The organism is Pantoea nemavictus (assembly GCF_037479095.1).
In the GTDB taxonomy this organism is placed as follows: Bacteria; Pseudomonadota; Gammaproteobacteria; order Enterobacterales; family Enterobacteriaceae; genus Pantoea; species Pantoea nemavictus.
In genome coordinates this window covers 4,243,660-4,267,975 of sequence record NZ_JBBGZW010000001.1, presented here as the reverse complement: position 1 = coordinate 4,267,975, position 24,316 = coordinate 4,243,660, and the positions used below count along the sequence as shown (strand labels likewise).

The 24,316-nt window shown below is 54.1% G+C and carries 20 protein-coding genes; 11 read left to right on the top strand and 9 right to left on the bottom strand.

The features are described 5' to 3' along the window. Nucleotides 1–13 precede the first annotated feature (13 nt). The gene (locus WH298_RS19690; RefSeq protein WP_007887990.1) at nt 14–427 is read left to right on the top strand and encodes a hypothetical protein; all 414 of its coding nucleotides are present in this window, start codon (nt 14–16) and stop codon (nt 425–427) included. Here the strand turns inward: WH298_RS19690 and WH298_RS19685 are convergent. Continuing rightward, nucleotides 424–1,815 (bottom strand): amino acid permease, encoded by a 1,392-nt coding sequence (locus tag WH298_RS19685; RefSeq protein WP_180823656.1) that lies wholly within the window; start codon nt 1,813–1,815, stop codon nt 424–426. The genes WH298_RS19690 and WH298_RS19685 overlap by 4 nt on opposite strands. 211 nt (nt 1,816–2,026) lie before the next feature. Next, nucleotides 2,027–2,983 carry a DUF1471 family protein YdgH gene (gene ydgH, locus WH298_RS19680; RefSeq protein ID WP_007887988.1) on the bottom strand — a complete coding sequence of 319 codons (957 nt, stop codon included), beginning with the start codon at nt 2,981–2,983 and terminating at the stop codon, nt 2,027–2,029. 538 nt (nt 2,984–3,521) lie between these two features. Here ydgH and pntA point away from each other — a divergent pair. Then, the gene (gene pntA, locus WH298_RS19675) at nt 3,522–5,051 is read left to right on the top strand and encodes a Re/Si-specific NAD(P)(+) transhydrogenase subunit alpha (protein ID WP_180823655.1); all 1,530 of its coding nucleotides are present in this window, start codon (nt 3,522–3,524) and stop codon (nt 5,049–5,051) included. An 11-nt stretch (nt 5,052–5,062) separates the two neighbouring features. Further along, nucleotides 5,063–6,451 (top strand): Re/Si-specific NAD(P)(+) transhydrogenase subunit beta, encoded by a 1,389-nt coding sequence (gene pntB / locus WH298_RS19670; RefSeq protein ID WP_049852224.1) that lies wholly within the window; start codon nt 5,063–5,065, stop codon nt 6,449–6,451. Between the two features lie 77 nt (nt 6,452–6,528). Here pntB and uspE read toward each other — a convergent pair whose 3' ends face one another. Together uspE and WH298_RS19660 are read right to left on the bottom strand one after the other, a co-directional pair. Then, nucleotides 6,529–7,485 carry a universal stress protein UspE gene (uspE, locus tag WH298_RS19665; protein ID WP_007887979.1) on the bottom strand — a complete coding sequence of 319 codons (957 nt, stop codon included), beginning with the start codon at nt 7,483–7,485 and terminating at the stop codon, nt 6,529–6,531. A 117-nt stretch (nt 7,486–7,602) separates the two neighbouring features. Then, a complete protein-coding gene (locus WH298_RS19660) occupies nt 7,603–8,355 on the bottom strand; it encodes an FNR family transcription factor (RefSeq protein ID WP_007887976.1) in 753 nt (250 codons plus the stop codon). Nucleotides 8,356–8,651: 296 nt separating this feature from the next. Here WH298_RS19660 and smrA point away from each other — a divergent pair, with 296 nt between their 5' ends. Beyond that, the gene (gene smrA / locus WH298_RS19655) at nt 8,652–9,218 is read left to right on the top strand and encodes a DNA endonuclease SmrA (RefSeq protein ID WP_180823654.1); all 567 of its coding nucleotides are present in this window, start codon (nt 8,652–8,654) and stop codon (nt 9,216–9,218) included. On the opposite strand, the gene WH298_RS19650 is transcribed toward smrA, so the two are convergent. Continuing rightward, the gene (locus tag WH298_RS19650) at nt 9,215–10,135 is read right to left on the bottom strand and encodes a LysR substrate-binding domain-containing protein (protein ID WP_007887974.1); all 921 of its coding nucleotides are present in this window, start codon (nt 10,133–10,135) and stop codon (nt 9,215–9,217) included. The two genes, smrA and WH298_RS19650, sit on opposite strands and share 4 nt — an antisense overlap. Nucleotides 10,136–10,456: 321 nt before the next feature. Here WH298_RS19650 and WH298_RS19645 point away from each other — a divergent pair, with 321 nt between their 5' ends. Continuing rightward, nucleotides 10,457–11,791, top strand: a complete 1,335-nt coding sequence (locus WH298_RS19645) for an MFS transporter (protein ID WP_007887973.1) — start codon at nt 10,457–10,459, stop codon at nt 11,789–11,791. A gap of 88 nt (nt 11,792–11,879) precedes the next feature. Beyond that, on the top strand, nt 11,880–13,217 hold the full coding sequence (gene hglS / locus WH298_RS19640) for a 2-oxoadipate dioxygenase/decarboxylase HglS (RefSeq protein WP_180823653.1): 1,338 nt from the start codon (nt 11,880–11,882) through the stop codon (nt 13,215–13,217). Between the two features lie 69 nt (nt 13,218–13,286). Here hglS and WH298_RS19635 read toward each other — a convergent pair whose 3' ends face one another. Further along, nucleotides 13,287–13,721, bottom strand: a complete 435-nt coding sequence (locus WH298_RS19635; protein WP_007887968.1) for a DoxX family protein — start codon at nt 13,719–13,721, stop codon at nt 13,287–13,289. A gap of 192 nt (nt 13,722–13,913) precedes the next feature. Between WH298_RS19635 and WH298_RS19630 the strand changes: the two genes are divergently transcribed. Beyond that, nucleotides 13,914–15,431, top strand: a complete 1,518-nt coding sequence (locus WH298_RS19630; RefSeq protein ID WP_180823652.1) for a carboxylesterase/lipase family protein — start codon at nt 13,914–13,916, stop codon at nt 15,429–15,431. A 213-nt stretch (nt 15,432–15,644) separates the two neighbouring features. Continuing rightward, nucleotides 15,645–17,318 (top strand): methyl-accepting chemotaxis protein, encoded by a 1,674-nt coding sequence (locus WH298_RS19625; protein WP_180823651.1) that lies wholly within the window; start codon nt 15,645–15,647, stop codon nt 17,316–17,318. Here WH298_RS19625 and WH298_RS19620 read toward each other — a convergent pair. Next, nucleotides 17,315–18,157 carry a LysR substrate-binding domain-containing protein gene (locus WH298_RS19620; RefSeq protein WP_049852232.1) on the bottom strand — a complete coding sequence of 281 codons (843 nt, stop codon included), beginning with the start codon at nt 18,155–18,157 and terminating at the stop codon, nt 17,315–17,317. The genes WH298_RS19625 and WH298_RS19620 overlap by 4 nt on opposite strands. Before the next feature lie 126 nt (nt 18,158–18,283). Between WH298_RS19620 and WH298_RS19615 the strand changes: the two genes are divergently transcribed. Together WH298_RS19615 and WH298_RS19610 are read left to right on the top strand one after the other, a co-directional pair. Further along, the gene (locus WH298_RS19615) at nt 18,284–19,450 is read left to right on the top strand and encodes a methionine aminotransferase (protein ID WP_007887956.1); all 1,167 of its coding nucleotides are present in this window, start codon (nt 18,284–18,286) and stop codon (nt 19,448–19,450) included. Between the two features lie 16 nt (nt 19,451–19,466). Then, entirely contained in the window at nt 19,467–20,246 is a 780-nt protein-coding gene (locus WH298_RS19610; protein ID WP_180823650.1) for a transporter substrate-binding domain-containing protein, read from the top strand. 73 nt (nt 20,247–20,319) lie between these two features. On the opposite strand, the gene pepT is transcribed toward WH298_RS19610, so the two are convergent. Continuing rightward, a complete protein-coding gene (gene pepT / locus WH298_RS19605) occupies nt 20,320–21,546 on the bottom strand; it encodes a peptidase T (RefSeq protein ID WP_049852234.1) in 1,227 nt (408 codons plus the stop codon). A 126-nt stretch (nt 21,547–21,672) separates the two neighbouring features. Here pepT and WH298_RS19600 point away from each other — a divergent pair, with 126 nt between their 5' ends. Beyond that, the gene (locus WH298_RS19600) at nt 21,673–23,268 is read left to right on the top strand and encodes an ABC transporter substrate-binding protein (RefSeq protein ID WP_180823649.1); all 1,596 of its coding nucleotides are present in this window, start codon (nt 21,673–21,675) and stop codon (nt 23,266–23,268) included. A 1-nt stretch (nt 23,269) separates the two neighbouring features. On the opposite strand, the gene WH298_RS19595 is transcribed toward WH298_RS19600, so the two are convergent. Next, entirely contained in the window at nt 23,270–24,196 is a 927-nt protein-coding gene (locus tag WH298_RS19595) for a LysR family transcriptional regulator (protein ID WP_180823648.1), read from the bottom strand. Nucleotides 24,197–24,316 lie beyond the last annotated feature (120 nt).

The following is a 24,316-nucleotide window of genomic DNA, read 5'->3' as shown; positions in this document are numbered from 1 at the left end:
GAGGAGTGCGAGGGTGTCTGATAAAGAGCTGGCTTCAGCCGGATACAGTGATCGCATCTGCTTCAATTACAGTGATTTTCTCTCCGCTTCCTGTAAAAAACGCTGGAGTTTTGTCGATGCCATTTACGGCGTGATGCCCATTTTTGGCATGGTGACACGTAAATCAGCGCATAACCTTCCGGCCAGCGACGATCACCTGAAAGAATTAGCATTACAAATCATTTCAACTCAGGTCAGCGATGAGATTAACATCGCGCGTTTGATCACCCTGGCCGAGCAACAGCACATCAGTCGCTTCGATATTCAGCTGCCTTATCCGTTGTCAGCTGAGCAGCTTGACGCTATTCATCAGGAATACCACAAGCCGCTTAATCTGACACAGCAGGATGACCTGCTGTGCGTTTCCATTCCGGTCCAGCCGCACTAATTCGTCAACTGCCACAGCGCGGGCAGTGATGCAGCAATCAACAACACAATCGCGATGCGTTCCAGCTGTGACAATAGGTTTTCGCCACGGCCGCCGCGTCGTGCATACAGAAACAGCAACAAACCTGGCGCATAGAGCACCACCGAAAGCAATAAATGCAGTGGACCGGATGCATACAGAAGCCAAATACCGTAAGCGCTAGCGCCAATGCCGGTGAACATCGCCCAGGGTTTGTTCTGACCGCGTACCACCTTAATCAGATACAAACCGACCAACAGATAGGGCACTAAAATCATTTCCGAGGCGATGGTCAGCAGCGTGTTGTAATCCGCGCCGGTCACGGCGATCAAAATCAGACACACCTGCACGCTGCCATTGGTGAGCCATAACGATGCAGCAGGTGAGTTGTGACGGTTCTGCCGTGCAATGCTGCGTGGAAATGCGCCTTGCTGTGCCGCCAGGAACGGTACTTCAGCGGCCATAATCGTCCAGCTGAGATAAGCGCCACAAACGGAGATGATCAAACCGACCGCAATCACCGCATCGCCCCAATGTCCCAACAGGTGTTTCATTAAGCCGGCCATGGAAGGGTTGCGCATCTGCGCCAGCTCGGCGCGCGGAATGACGCCCAACGACAGCAACGTCACCAGCAGATAAACCAGCAGCGCCGCCAGCACCGCCATCAGCGTGGCGCGCCCAACATCCTGTTTGTTACGTGCGCGAGCAGAAACCACCACCGCACCTTCGACACCAATAAACACCCACAAGGTGATCAGCATGGTTTGCTTCACCTGCTGCCACAGAGGTTGCCCCAGCTCAACGCCGCGAAAATCAAAGCGGAAGCGATCGTAATTGAACGCCAACAGCGCCAGCACTACAAATAGCAGCAGCGGTACCAGCTTACCTAACGTTGCCAGTAGATTAATGCTGGCCGCAGTTTGGACGCCGCGCAACACCAGGCAATGCACCAGCCACAACAGCACCGATGCACCGAGCATCGCCTGCCAGGTATTACCATCACCAAACACCACGTGTCCGGGTGTATCGGTGAAGAAGCTCAGAGCGGAGAAGACAATCACCAGATAGGAGACGTTAGCAATCACCGCACACAGCCAATATCCCCACGCCGAGCAAAATCCCATCAGCTCACCAAACCCCGCGCGCGCGTAGGTAAAGATGCCGCCATCCAACTCCGGTTTCAGTCGCGTGAGTAATAGCATGGCGAGCGAGAGGAAAATAATCCCCACGCCGGTGATAAGCCAGCCGATCAGCAGCGCGGCCGGACCGGCGACCGCTGCCATATTTTGCGGCAGGCTGAAAACACCCGCGCCGAGCATGGAGCTGAGCACTAACGCAGTGAGCGCGCTAAGACCTAATTTTTTATCCAAAACGCCCATCCTAAGCAGCATAGTATGCTGGGTGGTGACGATTCCTTTGGTGTCTCAGGTGGCGATTTGCCAACTTTAAAACGGAATCACCTAAAACAAGGCGGCAGATTTTACGGAGTGCGAACAGGGAAGGCAATGCAAGACTATGCAAATCTGCGCACAGATTATGCAATCAATTGAGAAGGGCGGCGAATACCGCCCTGAGGGGAATTTATTTGAACAGATCGGCCGTAACGGTCAGGTTGCCGCCACTCTGGTTCTGCCATTGGCGCGTAATGTGGTAGTACTTGGCACCTTTCGCCACTGCACGCTTGCCAACCGCTTCGGAGATTTCGGTTGGTGTACCGAAGTGATCGGAGAAGGTGATGGTGTCGAACGGTTGCATTTGAGCAGCGGTAATCGCATTCACTTCCTGCACGCTGCGGCCGTCCGCAGTTTTCACGGTGTAACGTTCGCCAGTGGAGCTTTGTGTTTCGAAGAAACGCCCCACATTGCGGCTTGGCGTCTCAGAAGAGGCGACTCCTGGGATGGCCACTTTCGTCGCTGCGGTGCCACCGGCGGCCAGCGCTGCTTTACCGGCTTCTGAATCAGCAGGGATGGAGTCTGAGGTGTTTTGCACCTTACGCTCTGGCGCATCGGCTTTGTACACATAAGCGGTTACATACTGATTGCCGCCATTGTTGGCATCAACCTGACGCACAATAAAGAACGAGGCCGCGCCCTTATTTTTCGCCGCTTTACCAATTGCCTCGTTGACATCCGGCTGGCTAGAGAAGAATCCATTGACCGATACGGTATCGTATGGCTCAAGGCGATAGGCTTCTGCTTTCGGCAGCTCTTTCACGCCTGAGAAGCTGCGATATTTGGTTGAGTCATCCGCTTTCGGGGCATTGGCTTTATAGAGATCAGCCGTTACGCGCCAGTTACCGCCATTGCCGTTACTGTCATTGATACCTTGCACATAGAAAGAGTCAGCGCCTTTGGCATCGGCTTGTTTAGAGATGGCATCAGTCGCATCGCCAATGGCATTGAAACGGCCGCTGATATTAATACGTTCGAATGGTTTCAACGCGGCCGCTTGCTCTGGCGTTAACTCTTTAGCAGCAAAAGCATTTGCTGCCAGCAGTGATAACAAGGTTGACGCCAGAATGGTGTTCTTCAGCTTCATAAAAATGATCCTTCGCCTTACGCAAAATGAGTACGAAAACGTGCTGGACTCTTGATGTATAACAGATTAGCCGCTGATTATTGCATGTAATAATCGGCCTGTCTCAGCCAATTTAAGCGCATAGGATTGACAATAATTGCGGATTATTCTCCGGGCTGTCATTGGCTTGTGCTAAGGCTTTTTTTTGCACAGTTAACCACTTAATCTGGTAACACTTAGTGCCATAATAGTTAACGCATTGTTAATTAAAGGTTTTTAAAAATACTTAATTCGACATGACACGATTTTGCGTAGCAGAATATTTTTTAATACGCCCTAAATGCAGTGGCAATACATAGCATTCAATCTTTGCGTCTGAATATTTGTGTGAATGTCATAAGTGCGCGTTATCGCTGTAGATCACTCTTCATATTTTCAGTAGGTTATAAAGACTTTGTTACATTGTGCATTTTGCTCATAAGAAGCTGAAACACCGTTTCGACTTTTGAGCATTTGCCACTTATAGAACCTCATCCTTTAATTGTTGAAAGGAAACAGTATGTTAATTGGGATACCCAAAGAACGGTTAGCCAATGAGTCGCGCGTGGCCGCCACGCCGAAGACCGTTGAGCAACTGATCAAGCTGGGATTCAGCGTAACCGTTGAACAGAACGCCGGGCTGCGCGCCAGTTTCGATGATGAAAGCTTTATTGCTGCTGGCGCCACTGTGACTAACGGCGCTGATGTATGGCAGTCAGATATCGTATTAAAAGTGAATGCGCCTGACGATCAAGAGATCGAACTAACGCGCGCCGGCAGCACGCTGGTGAGCTTTATCTGGCCGGCGCAAAACCCTGCGCTGCTGGAGAAACTGGCTGCGCGTAACGTTACCGTGATGGCAATGGATTCGGTGCCGCGTATCTCACGTGCACAGGCGCTTGATGCGCTGAGCTCAATGGCGAATATCGCGGGTTATCGCGCCATCGTTGAAGCAGCTCATGAATTCGGCCGCTTCTTCACCGGTCAAATCACCGCTGCCGGTAAAGTTCCACCTGCGAAAGTGATGATCATCGGTGCGGGCGTGGCGGGTCTTGCCGCAATCGGCGCCGCGGGCAGCTTGGGCGCCATTGTGCGCGCTTTCGATACACGTCCGGAAGTGAAAGAACAGGTGCAAAGTATGGGCGCCGAGTTCCTTGAGCTGGACTTCGAAGAGGAAGCCGGCAGCGGCGATGGCTATGCCAAAGTGATGTCTGAAGCCTTTATTAAAGCGGAGATGGAACTGTTTGCGGCACAGGCGAAAGAAGTCGACATTATTGTCACCACCGCGCTCATCCCTGGCCGCCCGGCACCCAAGTTAATCACCGCAGAAATGGTTGCCAGTATGAAGCCGGGCAGTGTCATCGTTGATCTGGCGGCGCAAACCGGCGGCAACTGTGAATTGACGGTTGCCGATCAGGTTACGCTGACCAGCAATGGCGTGAAAATTATCGGTTACACCGATCTGCCAAGCCGCCTGCCAACACAATCTTCTCAGCTGTACGGCACCAACCTTGTCAACCTAGTTAAACTGTTGTGCAAAGATAAAAATGGTGAAATCACCGTTGATTTCGACGATGTGGTGGTGCGCGGTGTCACGGTGATTCGTGATGGTGAAGTGACCTGGCCAGCACCGCCGATTCAGGTTTCGGCGGCGCCAAAAGCACAACCCGCAGCGCAACCTTTGCCTAAGGCTGAAGCCAAACCGGTTTCGCCGTGGCGTAAATATCTGCTGCTGGCGCTGGCATTAGTGCTGTTTGCCTGCCTGGCGAATGTTGCACCGGCTGACTTCTTATCACACTTTACCGTCTTCGCGCTCTCGTGCGTGGTGGGTTACTACGTGGTGTGGAACGTGAGTCATGCCTTGCATACGCCGTTGATGGCCGTCACTAACGCCATTTCCGGCATTATTGTGGTGGGCGCGGTATTGCAGATGGGCCATGGCGGTTGGGTAACGATTCTCTCGTTTATTGCCGTGCTGATCGCCAGCATCAATATTTTCGGTGGTTTCACCGTCACCCAGCGCATGCTGAAAATGTTTCGTAAGAATTAAGGGGTAGCAACATGTCTGGCGGATTAGTTACTGCAGCATATATTGTTGCCGCAATTCTGTTTATTTGCAGCCTTGCGGGTCTCTCGAAACACGAGACCTCTAAGCAGGGTAATATTTTCGGTATGAGCGGGATGGCGATTGCGCTGCTCGCCACCATTTTTGGTCCAAACACCGGTAACGTTGCCTGGATTTTACTGGCAATGGTGATTGGCGGTGCGATTGGCCTGCGTTTGGCGAAGAAAGTCGAAATGACTGAAATGCCTGAGCTGGTGGCGATTTTGCACAGCTTCGTGGGTTTGGCGGCGGTGTTGGTGGGCTTTAACAGCTACATCGATCATGCTCCAGGCCTGGCACCGGTGATGGAAAACATCCATCTGACCGAAGTGTTCCTGGGTATCTTCATTGGTGCAGTGACCTTTACCGGCTCGCTGGTGGCATTTGGCAAGCTGCGTGGAAAAATTTCCTCTTCTGCGCTGATGTTGCCACATCGTCATAAAATGAACCTTGCTGCGCTGGTGGTCTCTTTCCTGCTGATGCTGTGGTTCGTGCAGACCGATAGCACTGGCGCACAAGTGTTTGCGCTGTTGCTGATGACGATGATTGCACTGGTGTTTGGCTGGCATCTGGTGGCATCAATTGGCGGCGCCGATATGCCGGTCGTGGTCTCGATGCTGAACTCATATTCCGGTTGGGCGGCTGCGGCGGCAGGTTTCATGCTCAGCAATGACTTGCTGATCGTGACCGGTGCCTTAGTAGGTTCCTCCGGTGCCATCCTCTCTTATATTATGTGTAAAGCAATGAACCGCTCGTTTATCAGCGTTATCGCCGGTGGCTTTGGTACCGACGTTAGCGTGGGTGGTGAAAGCGAGGAGGTGGGTGAACATCGTGAGATCACCGCTGAAGAGACCGCCGAACTGCTGAAAGCCTCGTCTTCCGTGGTGATCACGCCGGGTTATGGCATGGCGGTGGCGCAGGCACAATATCCGGTTGCTGAGATTACCGAGAAACTGCGCGCGCGCGGCATCAAGGTTCGCTTTGGCATTCACCCGGTTGCCGGTCGTTTGCCGGGTCACATGAACGTGCTGCTGGCGGAAGCCAAGGTGCCTTACGATGTGGTGCTGGAGATGGACGAAATTAACGATGACTTCAGCGATACCGATACCGTGTTGGTTATCGGTGCTAATGACACCGTCAATCCGGCTGCGCTGGAAGATCCGCGGAGTCCAATCGCCGGTATGCCCGTTCTCGAAGTGTGGAAAGCGCAGAACGTGATTGTGTTTAAACGTTCGATGAGCACCGGATACGCCGGCGTACAGAATCCGCTGTTCTTCAAAGACAATACCCAGATGCTGTTTGGCGATGCGAAAGCGAGTGTGGAAGGTATTCTGCGCGCGCTATAAACAAGCAGGGCGGTGAAGTGATTCACCGCCCTGGATGCAAGGAGCAAGGACGGCCAATGCGTGCCGTCCTTTTTTATTTAATCGTCTTCATCTTCTTCGTCATCGTAATCAATCGGCGATTTAAAATCGTCCGGTTTGATTGCCAGCAAATCACAGCGCAAATGATCGATCACCTGTTCCGCCGTGTTGCCCAGGAATGCCGCAGACAATCCGGTGCGGCCAATGGTACCCAGCACCACAATTCCGGCATCCAGATGCGAAGCGATATCTGGAATCACTTCCTCGGGCAAACCTTTTGCCACATGCGTAAACTCTTCACTGATCGAGAATTTCTGGCGCAGCGCTTTCATCGCCACCAGATGCTGGCCACGAATCGCATCGTTATAAACGCTAGGATCAAAGTCAGGCAGTTCAATAGCAATATTGATTGGCGTAATAGGGTAGGCGCCGACTAAATGTACCTCAGTGTGATTTACCATCTCAGCGAGCAGCGTCGTTTCACGAATCAACTTTTGATTCAGCTCATCATGATGCGGCTCTTCGCTGGCCAGGTTAACCGCCACCACCGCTTTGCCCCCTTCAGGCCAGGCCTGATCTTTCACCATCCATACCGGACATGGGCATTTACGCAACAGATGCCAATCGGTTGGGGTGAATATCACCGCCTCCAGACGATCGTGTTGGTGCGCCATTTTCAGCACTAAATCATGCTGATGCGCCAGAATCTCCTGGATGATGGCTTCGTAAGGGCGGTTATGCCATACCACTTTGATTTCGATCTCAACGCCAGCTTCCAGATAAGCCTGGGCCTGTTGGCGAATCCACTCGGTACGTTGACTAATTACCCCTTTGCGCATGTTGGATCGCTCATCGGGTGACAGTAACGTAGTCATTTCGTAGGAGAAGTCGTAAATAGGCAGGAAAGCTTTGATTTTTCCGCCGATACGCTGATTAAGATAAACCGCACGACGCAGCGCGGGCTGGTCATCCTGTTGGGCGTCAATCGCCACCAGAATATTTTGGTACCGGGACATAAGCCGATCTCCTAAACCAAAGCAAGTTGGATTAAAGATAGCCTAAGTTTACGTAGGGCAGAAGCGGAAAAGTTGTTGCCGGATCAATAAAATAACTTTTACTGACCCGGCACAGAACTACGCGGCTTGTTCAGTCTGGCCAGCGAGTTCTGCCAGTAAAGCGTGGTTCTCAATGGTGATATATTTGCCTTTAACGGCAAGCATGCCACTTTTCTGGAAGCGACCGAGCAGACGGCTAATGGTTTCTACGGTTAGTCCCAGGTAGTTACCAATGTCGCCACGCGTCATGGTCAGACGGAATTCGCGCTGCGAGAAACCGCGCTGGCCGAAACGGCGCGACAGGTTCCAGACAAAAGCCGCCAGGCGCTCTTCGGCATTCTTCTTCGACAGCAGCAAAATCATATCCTGATCGCCTTTAATCTCGCCGCTCATCAAACGCATCATTTGCTGACGCAGGGCGGGCATTTTACCTGAGAGATCGTCAAGGGTTTCGAAGGGGATTTCACACACCATCGAGGTTTCCAGCGCTTGTGCGAAGCTAGGATGTTTGGCGCCAACAATCGCGTCAAAACCCACCAAATCGCCTGCCAGATGGAAGCCAGTAATTTGCTCATCACCTTGTTCAGTAATGGTATAGCTTTTGATGGAACCGGAACGAATAGCGTAAAGGGATTTCAATTCATCACCGGCTTTGAACAGCGTCTGGCCTTTCTGAATCGGCTTTTTGCGCTCAATAATATTATCCAGCTGATCCAGTTCGTGCTCGTTCAGCGTGAAGGGAATACACAATTGGCTGATACTGCAATCCTGGCAATGGATGGCACAACCGCCAGACTGAATACGTCGTATGCTGCGTTTTTCCGGGATCATATAGTTACGCTCGATGATTATTGACTGCGGTCAATTTTAACATTTTTCTTCGCGAAGGGAACTCATCCGAGCAGTAAATGCCCTTAAAACCACATCAATGCTGGGTATTCCCGGGTTTGCGCCGCTTTAAACGACATGGCTTTTTTGATCTGGAACGTTTAGTTGCCATATTTACAGCTATTCAGTTCCTGTTGGAGCGCAAAAAGTGACAGATGTATTGCTAATCATCCTTTGCTACTCTTTTGCTTTAGCGTCGAAATGGACGCTTAGGTAAACACCAGGCGAGAGGAAACACCATGAACCTTGATGATGAAGACCTTTTCCGCGACGCCATGGGTGATGTCACACCCCTCAAGAATTGCGCTAACACCCAATGGTTACGCGCGCCATCGCCGAAAGCTCCGCGTGCACCCCATGAAGGTGATAAACAGGAAAATTTTCTAACGCGTGGCTATCTGGACATTATTCCGCTGACCACGCCGCTGGAGTATAAGGTGGATGGCGTCCAGCAAGGGGTGCTGGACAAGCTTCGCTTAGGCAAATATCCCCCCGAAGCCAGCCTTAATTTGCTGCGTCAACCGGTCGAAACCTGCCGTCAGGCGCTGTTTAGCTTCATCCTGCAGGCGAATAAACACGGTTTACGCAATCTGCTGATCGTGCACGGCAAAGGGCGTGATGATGAGTCGCACGCCAATATTGTGCGCAGTTACCTGGCGCGCTGGCTGCAGGAATTCGAGCAGGTTCAGACATTTTGTACTGCGCAACCGCAGGACGGCGGGGCTGGTGCACTGTATGTCGGGTTACGCAAAACCGAACAGGCGCGGCTCGAAAACCGCGAACGCCATGCTAAGCGCAGTCGTTAACTGTGGAACTTGCGGATGGTCGCCATCAACACTTCGGTGCTCAGGCTTAAAGGGCTGCCGCTGCGGGTAATAATACCGACCGGCTCGCCCGGTCCCGGCGACGCAATCGGCAAAGCGCACAGCGCATCGTGATTTAAATCTTCCTTAATCGCGCCAGAGGGCACAAACCACACGTAGTCGTAACGCAGCGCCAGCTGACGTGCCAGCGACGTAGATGAAGTTTCCACGCAGTTGGCCGGCAGCGAACAGCCTTGTTCATTTAGCATATGCTGGGCAATGCGGCGTGGCGCCGTACCTTCAGGAGAAATCACTACCGGCCACTGCATCGCGCGTGAAAGCATCACGTTGTCACTCAACAGCGGATGATCCGGGCGTACCACCAACTTGAGTGATTCCAGGAACAGCAATTCATAGGTCAATCCGGCCATCATTTCACTGTCAGCCATGCGGCCAATGCCGACATCAAACTCGCCGGCGCGTAAGCCAGCCAGCAAAACGTTGTTGTGCAAGGTCGCCACCTGCACGGTGGTATTCGGCTGCTGTTCATGGAAGCGATCCAGAATCTGCGGCAGCATGCCCATGGCGGCAGTGGTAAGCGCGCCAAGGCGAATGACCACCGGGCGTCCCGGCTGCGGTGCGTTAAAACTCTGCCCCGCATGATTGAGCGCATCCAACACTTTTACCGCGTGAATCAGAAACTGTTCGCCCAAAGTCGTCAACTGGGCGCCAAGTCGACCACGTTCGAAAAGCCGCGCTCCCGCCAACTCCTCCAGCTCGTTCAGCGTTTTTGACAGGGCAGGCTGGCTAAGATTAAGCGTCTCGGCGGCACGGCCAAGCGTGCCTTGCTGCGCCACCGCCACAAAGGTATGTAAATGACGCAAGCGAATGCGCTGATTGAAAAGGATATTTTTGTCCATACGCCCAACATAATGAGTTCTGCCGAGTAGCGGCAATGGGGAAAATGAAATTATGTTAACCTGCCTGCAAAATTATATTAACAAAATTGCTGCAAAGAGACTTGAGCAACTAACCCCCTGAATTCATTGCTGTTACTGTAAGCACTATTATTTCCCCTTGCCGCATGACTCGGATAATCAAGGGCTTGCAGCCAAAAATCTTGAATGATTCTCAATTGCACTCAAAAACTTCGCCCGTTATTGTTAACGATGAGCTATGATTAGCGCCGTTTTTTTACTAAATCTGATGCCCTAAACGGTTAAAAGTGCAGGAGTCGTTACGTGACCAGCGTTGAAGCAGTAGACGTTCGCCAGCTTATCAACAAGAGTGCGCTAAGCAGCTGGCAGAAGCGCTTAATTGCGCTGTGCTTCGTGGTGGTGGCGCTGGACGGCATGGATATTGCGCTGATGGGCTTTATCGCACCCACGCTGAAAGCCAGTTGGGGCGTCACCAATCATCAGCTTGGCATGGTGATTAGCGCGGCACTGATTGGGCTGGCGCTGGGTGCCATGGTTGCTGGACCGCTGGCCGACCGTTACGGGCGCCGCGTGATGATTCTTATCAGCGTACTGTTTTTTGGCCTGTGGACGCTGGCTACCGCGATGGCGCAAAACATCGAACAGATGATGCTGTTTCGCTTTCTCACCGGTTTAGGGCTCGGAGCCGCAATGCCGAATGTCGGCACATTGGTCGCTGAATATGCGCCAGAACGCCGTCGTTCTTTCATTATCACCGTGGTGTTCTGCGGCTTTACCTTTGGTGCCGCAACGGGGGGCTTTGCTGCTTCCTGGCTGCTGCCGCGCTACGACTGGCATTCAGTGATGCTGATGGGCGGCGTGCTGCCGCTGATCGTCCTGCCGTTTTTAGTGCGCGGTTTACCTGAGTCAGTCCGTTTCCTGATTAGCCGTCGCGCACCCGCTGCGCGTATTCACGCCATCCTCGAACGCATGATGCCGGGCAGCGTAAAGCCCGGTAGTCATTATCAAAGTCCTGAATTGCCGACTGCGCGCCGCGGCTCGGTGGCCACGGTGGTGTCGCGCCGCTATCTGTTTGGTAGCTTGATGTTGTGGGGCGGCTACTTTATGGGGCTGTTTCTTGTCTATTTGATTGGTAGCTGGATGCCATCACTGATCAGCACGCTTGGTATGTCGGTTACTGAAGCGGCGATTGTCACCGCGATGTATCAGGCGGGTGGCACCATCGGCTCGCTGTTTGCCGGCTGGCTGATGGACCGCATCAACGCCAATCTGGCACTGGCGCTCATCTACTTTTGTGGCGGAATTGCCATTGTGGCACTCGGCTTTTCCCCGGCACAGGTCGGCTTAATGAGCGCCATCGCCTTCTGCAGCGGCTTTTGCTTTAACGGCGCCAACACCGGAATGAATGCGCTCTCCGCCAGCTATTACCCCACTCACGCGCGTGCTACCGGTTCCAGCTGGATGCACGGCGTGGGGCGTGTCGGCGCCATTATCAGCGCATTCGTTGGCGCAGAGTTGTTAACGCTCGGCTGGTCGTTCAGCCAAATCTTCCTGCTGCTGGCGATCCCAGCGGTGTTAACCACCATCATGCTGGTGCTGAAGTGTCGTTATGGTGACCAGGCAAACGTCGTTGAGTGACAAGGCGATCACAGTTCCACGAAATTGTTACCCGCAGTTAAAGGGTTGATCTACAGTAGCAACAACCCTGTAGACCAAGGTGATGATGATGCCTAACTTTCTCAGCAGTGATGCCATCCGCACGCTGTTCTCCCACTCCATGTCGACCATGTATCAGCAGGAAGTGCCGCAATACGGCACGCTGACGCAGTTGGTCACCGCTGTTAATGACCGTACGCTGGAAGCCAATCCGGCGTTAAAAAATCGCCTCTCGGCGGCGGATGAACTGAGCCGACTGAGCGTCGAGCGCCACGGTGCGATTCGCGTCGGCAAGGCTGATGAACTTAATACGCTACGCCAGATGTTCGCCGTCATGGGTATGGAAGCGGTCGGTTATTACGATTTGTCGCAGGCTGGCGTGCCGGTGCATTCGACGGCATTTCGTCCGGTTAGCGATCGCGCCCTGCGCCATAATCCGTTCCGCGTCTTCACCTCATTGTTGCGCCTCGAATTGATTGATGACGAAGCACTGCGCGAAAAAGCCGCTGCGATTCTCGCCGCGCGCGACATCTTTACACCCGGCTGTCGCGCCTTGATTAGCCAACATCAGCAGCAGGGCGGCTTAAACGCGGCTGACGCGGCTCGCTTTGTGCAGGAAGCGCTGGAAACCTTCCGCTGGCATGCGCATACCACGGTGGACAGCGCCACTTATCGCGCGTTGAGCCAACAGCACCGCCTGATTGCCGATGTGGTTTGTTTCCGCGGTTGCCATATCAACCATTTGACGCCGCGTACGCTGGATATCGATCGCGTGCAAGCGCTGATGCCCTCGCGCGGCATCGATCCCAAGACCCTGATTGAAGGCCCGCCATCGCGTCAGGTGCCTATTTTGCTGCGCCAGACCAGCTTTAAAGCATTAGAAGAGACGGTACATTTCAACGATGGCACGCCAGGCACGCACACCGCGCGCTTCGGTGAAATTGAGCAACGCGGTGCGGCACTGACGCCGCAAGGGCGCGCGCTTTACGATCGTCTGCTGGCTGAAGCCGGCACCGGCAGTGATAACCAGCAGCATCAGCAGCATCTCAGCGCCGTATTCCGTGATTTTCCGGATGATGAAACCGTGTTGCGCGAACAGCAGCTGGCGTGGTTCCGCTATCGACTGACCGAAAAAGGCGAGCATCAGCCACCGCGTGCGGGTGAAAGCGTCGCGCAATTGCTGGCTGAAGCGCGTTTAACCGCTGAACCGATTGTCTATGAGGATTTCTTACCGGTTAGCGCGGCGGGGATTTTCCAATCTAATCTCGGCGATGTGGCGCAGGCACGCAGCGCAGGCAATGCCAGTCGAGCCGATTTTGAACGGGCGTTGGGTAGCGCGGTGCAGGATGAAATGGCGTTGTATCAGCAAATGCAGCAGCGCAGTCTGGATCGCTGCGGCGTGGCGTAATGCGTAAATAATAGAGCCGGTCTGTGAAGTGGCAGTCTCACTTCAGCAGACCGGCTGCTTTTCTTGTCGTTATTGCAAGCGCGAATCACGCACCAGCGTGTACTTCCCAGCACCCAAAAACATAATGGCCAGCGCGCCAAGCAGGTAAAGAGCTTCTGTTTCCAGGGCCCAGGCACCGACATCCGTGCGATGCCAGATGGCGCCCATTTTTACCAGCAGTGTCGCGACGATCATATTCACCGCAATAATGAACGCCGCCGGGCGGGTCATTAATCCGATAATTACCATTACTGGCGCCGCTATTTCCCCGATGTAAGCACCGTAAGCGATGAAACCTGGCATCCCTTTGACGGCAAGCATGTGCGCGATCCAGCCAACGCCATGTACCACTTTGAATGCACCATGAAACAGCAGTAGTCCGCCAAACGTCAAACGTAACAGCAGCTTACCGAAGTCCGGGTGATCACACATCCGGTTGAACATCTGATTAATGCCACCAAACATGCTGTTTCTCCGTCGCGCCAGGTTAACTTGTAACCTTAGAACAAATGGCCTTGATAAGGTTAACCAAAATATTTGATGGAGTTGTTCAAAGATTCACGCCGCGTTTCGGCTTAATCTGCAAATGCTTTCAGAACATGGACATTCACTCAAGGCCTGCAAATAATGGAATGATGCTTTATCAGGGAACCCGAGATGAATAATGAACGACGTCTGAGGATCATGACCGCAGAAGGTGAACTCAGAGGCCTAATGGATGAAGATCTTTTTGTCTTCAAGGGAATACCGTACGCCGCAGCACCGGTCGGTGCATTACGCTGGCGACCGCCGCAGCCGGTGCAACCCTGGCAAGAGGTGCGCGATGCCACCGAATGGGGCGCTGCGAGCTGGCAGAATCATAACTATTGCGTGGCTGCCGGCGGTGGCGATCCTGGCCGCTTAAGTGAAGATTGCCTGTACCTGAATGTCTGGACCCCCGATGTTGAGCCATCGCGACCGCTGCCTGTGATGGTTTGGTTACACGGCGGGGGTTTTACTATTGGTGCGGGCAATCTTGATCCCTATCGTGGCAAAGCGCTGGCGGCACAAGGCGTGGTGGTGGTGACGCTAAACTATCGCCTGGGCCATTTCGGTTTCTTTTCTCATCCCGCGTTGGATGCGCAATACCCGGCAGGCGGCGTGATCAACAACTTTGCCTTGCTCGATCAGATTGCCGCCTTGCAGTGGATTCAGCGCAATATTCCCGCCTTTGGTGGCGATCGTCACAACATTACCTTGTTCGGTGAATCATCTGGCGCGCGCAGCGTGCTCTCACTGTGCTGCTCTCCACTGGCTGAAGGGCTGTTTCACAAAGGCATTGTGCAGAGCGCCTACAGCTTGCCGGATATGCCTAAACAGCAGGCACAACAGCTGGGACTGCAGGTTGCCGCCCATTTTGGTTTGCCAGAAAATGCCAGCGCAGAACAGCTGCGCGAACTGGCTGCCGACCAATTTTGGCCGCTGGAACGTCCGTTAGCGCTCGGTCCCGTGCCGATCAGCGGTGATGCCGTACTGCCCACGCCGATGTTGAATACCTTTATGAGCGGCAAACAGCATCGCATCCCTTTAATGATTGGCAGCAACAGCGATGAGGCCAGCGTGCTGGACTATTTTGGTGTTGATGCCACCGCCGTATTGAAACAGATGCGCAGCAAAAACCGCGTCAGTTATCGCCTGATGAAATGGCTTTACGACCTCCACGATGACGCGCTGCTAGGACGTGCAGTGGCGCGCGATATGGCTTTTACCGTGTTGCCGTTTATCGTTGCGCAGGCACAGCACAAAATCGGCTTGCCTGCCTGGCGCTACTGGTTTGATTACGTCTCAGAAAATGCCCGTGACCTTTATCCGCATGGCACCTGGCATGGCAATGAAATCCCCTATGTCTTCAACACGCTCGATACGCTTACGCCGGTGGCTGAACGCACTTACAGCGAGCAGGATAAAGCGTTTGCCGCTGAGGTGAGCCGCTATTGGGTCACCTTCGCACGGGAGGCCAGCGAATTTAGCTCGCATTTGCCCGGAGCCGTGGATTGGCCGGTCTGGCGCTCGGGTGAAGATCTGACGCTGGCGCTTGGCGATCGCGGCAGAGCACAAGCGGTGGTAAAGACGCGATTTATGCGTGGCAGGCTGCGCTTATTCCGCTTAATGATGCGCAGTCACGTGAAACTTTAGTGAGGCTGCTAATGGTGTAATTGCGCAAATGATTTTATAAGGCAAATTCGCGCCTATGCTGCTGATAAATCGTAGAAGTGCTTTTTACTCACCTCAGTCAGTAAGCAATTAATTAGCTTACAAAACCGTTACATTTTCCTTATCCGATGCCGATAAACGCAATATGCCCGATTTTATCGGGCCTCCTTCGCGTTTCACACCAAGGGATTATGTATGGGTATCTTAAAAAACTTCACCATCCGCGCCGTAATGCTCACCATTCTCGGGCTGTTTTGCCTGCTGTGGTGTGCCGTTGGGCTGTTTAGCGTCCACTCACTGAACGCCCTCGGCGAGGGCAACGAGATTGACCGCCAGCTGGTTAATCAAATGACGGTATTGAGCAAAGGGAATGACCAGTATTTTCGTGTAGTTACGCGTCTGTCGCGCGTGATGGAAGGCCGTGCGTCGGGAGCCGCTGTCAATGGCGATGCTTTCGCACCGGTGCAGCAAGCGCTCGACAATATGAAAAATCTGCTGGCGCAGTTCAAAACCATGGCGCCCGGTCCAATGGACGAAGCGACCGCCAACAGCGTGATTGCTAACTGGCAAAAGCTGCTGGATGAAGGCATCGCCCCGCAGGTTGCTCTGGCGCAACAGGGCACGGTGGATGCGTATCGCGCGCAGGCCAATAACGTTACGCCGCCGCTGAGCCGCGCTTTTGGTGCCAGCGCAGAAGCCTTCAACCAAGCCGCAGGCAACAAACTGGATCAGACGCGCGTCACCGTCGATCATCTCACCAGCATTACCAAAGTGATTATTTTAGTGGCGGTGGTGATTGGCTTGTTCATCCTGCTGTTTACCGATCGTTACCTGGTCGCGATGCTGGTAAAACCGCTGGAGCGCGTGCGCAACCACTTCGCCATCATTGCGCAGGGCGATCTCAGTCAGCCGGTGGCCGAGTTTGGCCGCAACTGCGTCGGCAAACTGGTGCCGTTACTCAGTGCAATGCAGGACAGCCTGCGTGAAGCGGTAAGCGCCATTCGCAGCGGCACCGAGAATATCTATCGCGGCGCCGCAGAAATTTCGTCCGGTAACAACGATCTCTCATCACGCACCGAAGAGCAGGCGGCAGCGCTGGAGCAGACGGCAGCCAGCATGGAGCAGCTCACCGCCACGGTGAAATTTAACGCCGATAATGCGCGTCAGGCCAGTTCGTTAGCAGAAACCGCTACCGGTACCGCGCAACAGGGCGGACGTCTGGTGGGTGAAGTCGTCACCACCATGCAAGGCATTTCCGGCAGTTCGAAGAAGATTGCTGAGATCACCAATGTGATTAACAGCATCGCTTTCCAGACCAACATTCTGGCACTGAACGCTGCGGTGGAAGCCGCGCGCGCCGGTGAACAGGGGCGTGGTTTTGCCGTGGTGGCCAGCGAAGTGCGCAATCTGGCACAGCGCAGCGCCGGTGCCGCAAAAGAGATTGCCACGTTGATTGAAGACTCCGTGCAGCGCGTGGAGAGAGGCTCGGAGCTGGTGAGCAGCGCGGGCAGCACCATGCACGATATTCTTAAGTCGGTGCAGGACGTCAATGAAATCATGAAGCACATCGCTGCGGCTTCGGAAGAGCAGAGCAAAGGCATTTCGCAGGTCGGCACCGCCGTCACCGAGATGGACAGCGTGACGCAACAGAACGCCTCGCTGGTTGAAGAAGTGTCTGCCGCTGCCAGCGCGCTGGAGCGTCAAACCCAGGAGCTGCAGGCATCAGTAGCCAGATTCCGTCTGTCGGACAGTACGCCGGTCAGCAGCGTTGTTGTCGCACCTGCGGCCACCGCGCTGCGTCGTCCGGTACTGGCAGGCGCCGCTGGCGCTCAGCCGAAATCCACCACTGACGAATGGGTCTCTTTCTAAACGTCCGATAACCACGCCACCAGTTCCGGCAGGAACGGTGGCGCATCCTGTTCCGCTCGCTGTAACAGGCTGTAGCTCGCGCCGGTTGCCACACTGGCGGCAAACGGCGCAATCAAGCGTCCATGCGCCAGATCATTCTGCACTAAGGTGACATCCGCCACCGTGACACCAAATCCCTGAATCGCTGCGCTGATGGCTAAATCCATGGTGGCGAAATGCTGATTGCGCGCCATTGGCAGCGCCGCAGATTGCTTTGTCAGCCACAGCTGCCAGTCGCGCACATCCTGTGTGGGATGCAGGAAGGTAAACTTCGCCAATTCACTAATCTGTCCAGGCGGCGTGACGCTGCTGGCCATCACCGGCGTTAAACGCTCCTCGAACAGACAAATTGCCCCCGCAGGCGTTGGTCCAAACACAATCGCCGCGTCAAAATTCTCCAGCTGTGAGCCATGATCGAGCGTGGTAGTGAGAGCGACGTGAATGTCAGGACGCTGCTGCTCCAGCGCCACCAGTCGCGGCACCAGCCAGCGCATCGCGCAGGTCGGTGCCTTGAGCCGAATGGAGGCGTTGCTGCGGCTGGCTTTTTCGGTGGCATTGACCAGCAAGGTGAATCCTTGCTGCAGCTCCGGCAGCAGGGCAGCGCCCTGCTCGGTGAGATGCAATCCGCGGGCATGGCGCGTAAACAAAGCGAATCCTAACCAATTTTCCAGCGTAGCAATTTTGCGGCTCACCGCGCCCTGAGTGATGCACAGTTCGCTAGCCGCGCGCGTTAAATTAAGATGACGTGCGGTAACCAGAAACGCATGAATGGCATTAAGCGGCAGAGCAGAGCGGGACATAACAACCTCAAGCTATGATTTTTAATCATGGCTATTATGACAACAATTCGCTTGTCGACTCAAGCCACACGCCGTTGAATAGAAATCTATTTTCATTACGTGGTTATGCAACTTTCTGAGGCAACGATGACCCTGAATAGCAGTGTTAACATCTCTTCCAAACAGCCTGATGTCGGCACGACGATTTTTAGCGTCATTGGCCAGCTGTCGGCGCAACATCAGGCTATTAACCTTTCGCAAGGCGCACCGAATTTCCCCTGCGATCCGCAGTTGGTGGAGCTGGTAAGTAAAGCGATGCGTGAAGGGCACAACCAATACGCCTCGATGACCGGCTTGCCGGCGCTACGTGAAGCGCTGGCCGAGAAAGTCCACACGCTGTATGGCCAGCAATATGATGCTGGCAGCGAAGTGTTGATCACCGGCAGCGCCAGCCAGGGCATTTACATGGCGATCTCGGCGCTGGTGCATCCCGGCGATGAAGTGATCTTCTTCGAACCGGCCTTCGACAGCTATGCGCCGGTGGTGCGTTTGCAGGGCGCCACGCCAATCGGCCTGAAGTTGCAGGTTCCTGATTTCGCCATCGACTGGGACGAACTGCGCGCTACCATTACTCCGCGCACCCGCATGATCATCATCAACACGCCGCACAACCCTAGCGCGCAGGTGCTGTCAGCGGCGGATTTGGATCAGCTCGCGGCGTTGACGCGCAACACCGATATTGTGGTGCTGTCTGATGAAGTCTACGAACACATTCTGTTTGATGGCCGCACGCATTGCGGTATGGCGACGCATCCAGAACTGGCGCAGCGCAGTGTGGTGGTTTCCTCCTTTGGCAAAACCTTCCACGTTACTGGCTGGCGCGTCGGTTATGCGCTGGCACCGGCCGCGTTAATGGAGGAGATCGTCAAAGTGCATCAGTTCATGATGTACGCCGCTGATACGCCGATGCAGGTCGGCTTTGCTCACTATCTGCAACAGCCGCAAAACTATCTGCAGCTATCGCCGTTCTATCAGGAGAAGCGCGATCGCCTGCTGACATTGCTGCAGGATTCGCCATTTAAGCTGCTGCCGAGCGCCGGCTCATTCTTTATGTTGGCCAGCTACGGACATTTCAGTGACGAAAGCGATAGCGAAATGGTAAAACGTCTCATCGTCGATCACGGTGTGGCCACCATCCCGTTGTCGGCGTTTTATATGGACGGCACTGACAATAAATTAATTCGCCTGTCATTCGCAAAAGACGACGCAACACTTCAGGCCGGTGCAGAAGCGCTCTGCCGGGTCAAAGGGTAACTTAGGGGTAAATATAATGAAAAAATTGAACGCACTGTTTGTCGCTCTCGGTATGCTGACCTCGGCGCACGCGCTGGCGCAGGAAACCTTACGCTACGGTCTGGAATCGCAGTATCCGCCGTTTGAAAGCCGCAACGCGCAGGGCGAACTGGAAGGTTTTGATATCGAACTGGGCAAAGCGATTTGTCAGGTTGGCAACTTCGACTGTAAGTGGGTGGAAAGCAGCTTTGATGCGCTGATCCCGGCGCTGCAGGCGAAAAAGTTTGATGCCATCAACTCAGCGATGAACATCACCGAAGCGCGCGCCAAAAGCATCGACTTCACCAAGCCGATTTACCGCATTCCCACCATGCTGATCGTGAAAGAGGGCGAAAAGCTGCAGCCAACGGCGGAATCGCTGAAAGGCAAAAATATCGGTGTGCTGCAGGGTTCGATTCAGGAAACCTACGCGAAGAAACATTGGGAAGCGCAGGGCGTAACCGTGACCTCTTACCAGGATCAGAACCAGGTTTATAACGATATGGTGGCAGGTCGTCTCGACGGTACGTTGGTGATGTCGGCGGCGGGTCAATCGGGCTTCCTGGAAAAGCCGCAGGGTAAAGGCTTCGCCTTTGCCGGTAAGCCGGTTGAGGATGACACCATTCTCGGCACCGGTATCGGTTTTGGCCTGCGTAAAGGTGATGCCACACTGAAGCAAGCGCTGGATGCGGCTATCACCAAGGTGCAGACCGACGGTACCGTTACCAAACTGGCGGCGAAATTCTTCCCTGGCATTGACGTGTCAGCGAGCAAATAATGTAAAAAAGGTCGCCAAACAAGGCGACCTCCATTTAATCGTAAGGTCGTCTTTTATGACGACCTTTTTTGTGTTATTTCGCCGCTAAATAACACAGCGCTTCCGCTACCTGATACGACTTCACAAACGATGGAACCGGTAAAAACTCAAAGCGCGAATGGAAATTGTGCGCGCCGGTAAAGAAATTCGGCGTCAACAAACCTTTCGCTGACAGCGCTGCACCATCGGTGCCACCGCGCATTGGAATCACTTTTGGTTCTACGCCTACTTGTTCCAGCGCGGCAAAAATCAAGTCAATTGCGCGACGATCCTCACCAATTGCATTACTGATATTGCTGTACGTATCGTTAATGGTCAGCGCCACATGTCCGGTGGGATAACGCGCGGCAATCTCATCGGCCACTTCCACCAGTTGCTGCTTCCGCTTATCAAAACCCTGCAGATCGAAATCGCGAATCGAGGCTTTCAGGATGGCGCGGCTGGCATTGGCATGCATATCATTGAACCAGATATAGCCTTCGCGGCCTTCAGTATGCTCGGGTGTTTGCAAGCGATCAAAGCGCGAGATGAAGTCATGCGCCATCAGCAGTGGATTAACTAACACGCCTTTGCCCGACATCGGATGCGCCGGTACGCCGGTGAACACCAATTCAGCGGCGGCGGCGTTGAAGTTTTCATATACCACTTCACCCAACTCGCAGCAGTCGATGGTCCAGGCAAAATCGACGTTAAAGCGTTGCTCCAGATCGAGCGCTTTCGCACCGCGCAGGCCAATCTCCTCATCGGGCACAAAGGCCACCACGATATCACCGTGATCGCCACGCAGGTTTTCCAGCAGCGTCATCACCACCGTCACCGCTGCTTTGTTGTCGGCACCGAGCACGCTGGTGCCATCACTAAAGATAATCTCTTGCCCCAGATAAGGTTGGATTTCCGGGTGTTCCGCCACGCGCAGCCAGATGTCCTGCGTACGATTCAGGCACAGATCTTCCCCGTTAAACGTCAGGGTTTGCGGGTGAATGTCCGGCGACAAGCCCACATCCACGGTATCAATGTGGGTGATAAAGCCAATGCGCGGTGCAGCAGGACGATTGCCGGGTTTGACGGCGGTAACCGTGGCGTGCTGGTCAATCACAATCTCCTGCAATCCCAGTTCGCCCAGCTCCTTTGCCAGTAATTCCGCCATCGCATGTTGGGACGGCGTACTCGGCAGCGTGGTTGATTTGGCATCGCTCTGGCTGGAAACCGCCAGATAACGGTAAAAACGCTGGGTCAATTGGCTGGCAAGTTGGTCTGTCATCACAATTCCTTATTAGCATTGCGGCGTCGGTAGTACGCGTGCTGGTTAAATCATGTTATTTATTAGTCAGATGAACATTAAATAACGAAGCTGACTCATGGAAGTCAATAAAAAGCGAGGATCTTAATGAAAAAAGTGATGGCAAAACTGACGCTGACGGCACTCGGATTAGCGGTAGCAGGCGGCGTTTCGGCGAAAACGCTGGTTTATTGTTCAGAGGGATCGCCCGAGAACTTCAATCCGCAGCTGTACACGTCGGGCACCAGCGTGGATGCCAGCGCCGTGCCGATTTTCAACCGCCTGGTTGATTTCACCCCGGGCACAACCGAACTGGTGCCGAGCCTGGCCGAGAGCTGGGACATCAGCCCGGATGGCACGGTTTACACCTTCCATCTGCGCAAAGGGGTGAAATTCCAGAGCAACAAACTGTTTAAGCCTTCGCGCGACTTCAATGCGGATGACGTGATCTTCTCGTTTATGCGTCAGATGGACGCCAAAAATCCCTACCACAACGTCTCGGGCGGCAACTACGCCAACTTTGAAAGCCTTGAGCTGGCGAAGCTGATCAAAGGCATTGATAAGGTTGATGACAACACCGTGCGCATCACCTTAGCGCATGCCGAAGCGCCATTCCTCGCTGACCTGGCCTGGTATTTTGCCTCGATCCACTCAGCAGAATACGCCGACCAGATGTTGAAAGCGGGTACGCCAGAAAAAGTCGATATGGAGCCCATTGGCACCGGCCCGTTTGAGCTGGTGCAGTATCAAAAAGATTCGCGCATTCTCTATAAAGCCTTCCCGGAATACTGGCAGGGCAAGGCGAAACTCGATCGCATCGTGTTCTCCATCACCCCGGATGCGTCGGTGCGTTACGCCAAGCTGGAGAAAAATGAGTGCCAGATTATGCCGTTCCCCAATCCGGCCGATCTGGAGAAGATGCGCAGCAATCCTGATCTGACCCTTGAACAGAAATCGGGTCTGAACACCGGCTTCCTGTCATTCAACACCACCAAAGCGCCGCTGGATAACGTCAAAGTGCGTCAGGCGCTGGCGATGGCGATTAACAAGCAGGCGATCATTGATGCCATTTTCAAAGGCACCGGCACGGTGGCAAAAAACATTCTGCCGCCCGACGTGTGGAGCGCGGATAAAGACCTGAAGGATTACGACTACGATCCCACCAAAGCCAAAGCGCTGCTGCAGGAAGCGGGAATTAAACCGGGTACCGAAATTGCGCTGTGGGCGATGCCGGTGCAGCGACCGTACAACCCGAATGCACGACGGATGGCGGAGATGATTCAGGCCGATTGGGCCCAGGTGGGCATCAAAGCCAATATCGTTAGCTATGAGTGGGGCGAGTACCTTAAGCGCGTGAAGGGCGGCGAACACCAGGCAGCATTAATGGGCTGGACCACCGCGACCGGCGATCCGGATAACTTCTTCGGCCCGCTGTATAGCTGTACGTCGGCGAATGGCGGTTCCAACTCATCCAAATGGTGTTATCAGCCGTTTGAGAAAATCATCACCGAAGCCCGCGCCGAGCAGAATCATGATAAACGCGTCGCGCTCTATCAGCAGGCACAGCAAATGATGCACGACCAAATGCCAGCGGTGATGATTGCGCACTCAACCATTTTCGAGCCGGTACGCAAATCGGTGAGCGGTTATCAGGTCGATCCGTTCGGTAAACACATCTTCTATCCGGTGGATATCAAGAACTAAGCTACGGACGCCAGCGCTGGCGCAGCGGCTTCTCCAGCGCATCCAGCTGCTGTAACAGAAACGAAAGAAACACATTCAGGGCGGCGCTACGGGGCCGCCCTGATTGCGCCTGTAGCTGCAACGTGCGTTGGCTGAGTTGATCAATGCCCACCGAGCGCAATATCAAACCGTGCGTTTCAGCTTCCTGCAGCACGGTAAAGGCGCTGCAAATGGTTACTGCCTGCGGCGTGCGTAGCAGGAATTGAAACAGCATCGAGAAGGTATCGCAGGTCATTACCGGTTCCACCAGGCAGCCGCTCATGTGGCTGGCGAGTTCAAACAGCTGCCGTACCGTGGTGTTCTGCTGCGGTAATGCCAGCGGATAGTGGCTGAGGTCGGCCAGCGTGACCTGTGGCGTGGTAGCTAAAGGATGCGACTGATGCATCACAATTAACACCGGTGCCGGCCAGGATCCCATCACTTCCACACCGCGTTCGGCATGCAGGCTAAACTGCAACGCCACATCACACTCGCCGTTGCGCAGCGCTTCCGCCACACCTTGCGTACTCGCCACTTTTATCTCGAACAACACGCCAGGATTGTCATTACGAAAATCAGCAATCATGCGCGGCAACAGGGTAAACGCCAGTCCATCGGTACAGGCCACGCGGATCAGCGTGCGGCGCACCGCTTTCAGGCCCTTAATTTCCGCCAGCGCATACTCCATATCCAGCAGATTCTTTCGCACATGATGGGCAAAAATCTCGCCCGCCTCATTCAACACCATGCCGCGCGCGTGACGGGAAAACAGCGGCACGCCGACCTGATTCTCCAGCCGCTGAATTTGTCGACTAATCGCCGACACCGCCACAAACAGCTGTTCGCTGGCGGCGCTGAGCGAGCCGGTATTCGCGACGGCGAGAAAATAGCGGATCTCACTACTTAACATGCGGGTGCCTCATCGTGGTGCATGCCTCGAAAGTGGGCAAGCTAGCTTTGCCATAAAAGCAAATCTTACTCGATAAATTGATAATTGTGGCAAAGCAGTGTTTCCGCAAAGATGACTTAA